This is a genomic window from Inquilinus limosus MP06, assembly GCF_000767795.1.
GTDB lineage: Bacteria > Pseudomonadota > Alphaproteobacteria > DSM-16000 > Inquilinaceae > Inquilinus > Inquilinus limosus_E.
The window spans coordinates 1-1,413 of the sequence record NZ_JANX01000949.1 but is presented as its reverse complement, the minus strand read 5'-3'; the positions used below and the strand labels follow the sequence as shown (position 1 = coordinate 1,413).

The window sequence follows — 1,413 nt, the reverse complement described above, 5'->3', positions numbered from 1 at the left end:
GCGTGCATCCGCGAGCCGGAGGCGGCCCGCTTCTACGCCGGGGCCCTGGCCCGGCACGACGCCGGCCTCGCCGCCGCGGTGGCCGCCGAGGCGGAGCGGGCGGGGGCGGAAGGGCCCTATGGCCACTACCCGGAAGGACCGCTGAGCGCCGAGGACAAGCGCGGCCTGGTCTACCATGTCTCGGGCGACGGCCGTTCGGCGCTGGGCCCGCGCCTGGCGGCGGCGATGGCGCACACCCATCTGCTGGTGTTCCGTCCGCGCGACGCCAGCGCCGCGGCGCTGCAGGCGCTGCTCGACGCCGGCTGGTCGACGACCGATATCGTCACCCTGTCGCAGCTCGTCGCCTTCCTGTCCTTCCAGATCCGTGTCGTCGCCGGGCTGCGTGCCCTGGCCGCCGCCTGAGGCCCGCCATGACCGAGACCGTGCTGACCCATCCCGACAACCATGAGCCGACCGTCTTCACCCAGGACGAGCTGAACTGGCTGCCCTGGCTGGAGCCTCATCCGGCCGACCGGCTGACCGAGCGGCACTTCGCCGGGCTGGTCGATGCCGCCCGCGCCAAATCCGACTATTTCCGGCTGCTGGTGCGCGACCCGGACGTGCTGCAGGCGCGGACGAAGACCGACAAGGACATCTTCTACAACCCCGAGGGCGGCCTGCCGCGGGCGGAGCGCGAGCTGGCGGCTACCGCGACCTCGCGCCTCAACGGCTGCATCTACTGCGCCTCGGTCCATTCCCGCTTCGCCACCGTCCACTCCAAGCGCGGCGACGACGTGCAGCGGCTGCTGGACGAGGGCGTCGGCGCCGACCTCGGCGAGCGCTGGAACGCCATCGTCGCGGCGTCGGTGGCGCTGACGGAGACGCCTGCTTCCTTCGGGGCGGAGCATGTCCGGCGGCTGCGCGCGGCCGGGCTGGACGACGCGGCGGTCGCCGACGTGATCCAGGGCGCCGCCTTCTTCAACTGGGCCAACCGCCTGATGCTGTCGCTGGGCGAGCCGCAGGCGAAGGCCTGACTGCAGCCCACGGAACAGGAGACGACCATGAGCCTGTCGCTGGATCACGTCGTGATCGCCGTCCGCGACCTGGACCGGACCGTCGCCGACTACCGGGCGCTCGGCTTCACCGTGGCGCCGGGCGGGGAGCATACCCACGGCGCCAGCCACAACGCGCTGATCGTCTTCGCCGACGGCGCCTATATCGAGCTGATCGCCTTCCGCCGCCCGAACCCGGAGTTCCGCTGGTGGCGGGTGCTGGACCAGGCCGGCGACGGGCTGGTCGATTTCGCCCTGCTGCCCGGCGACATCGCGGCCGATGTGGCGGCGGCGAAGGCGCGCGGCCTCGCCCTCGAGGGCCCGACCGATGGCGGTCGGCTGCGGCCGGACGGCGAGCGGCTGGAATGGCGCACGGCCCGGG

The 1,413-nt window shown here is 73.2% G+C and carries 3 protein-coding genes; all 3 read left to right on the top strand.

What is annotated here, in order from left to right; translation table 11 throughout:
* Positions 1-402: CMD domain protein (locus tag P409_RS34295; RefSeq protein ID WP_034849316.1), on the top strand; the 402-nt coding region annotated here is incomplete at its 5' end.
* A gap of 8 nt (positions 403-410) precedes the next feature.
* A complete protein-coding gene (locus P409_RS34290) occupies positions 411-1,013 on the top strand; it encodes an alkylhydroperoxidase domain protein (RefSeq protein WP_152613711.1) in 603 nt (200 codons plus the stop codon).
* 27 nt (positions 1,014-1,040) lie between these two features.
* Positions 1,041-1,413 (top strand): VOC family protein (locus tag P409_RS34285; protein ID WP_034849314.1); only part of this gene is annotated, 373 nt, incomplete at its 3' end.

What these genes read in the sequence shown, in the direction of transcription:
- P409_RS34290 (WP_152613711.1), top strand. Translation starts at nt 411, where the DNA reads ATGACCGAGACCGTGCTGACCCATCCCGACAACCATGAGCCGACCGTC.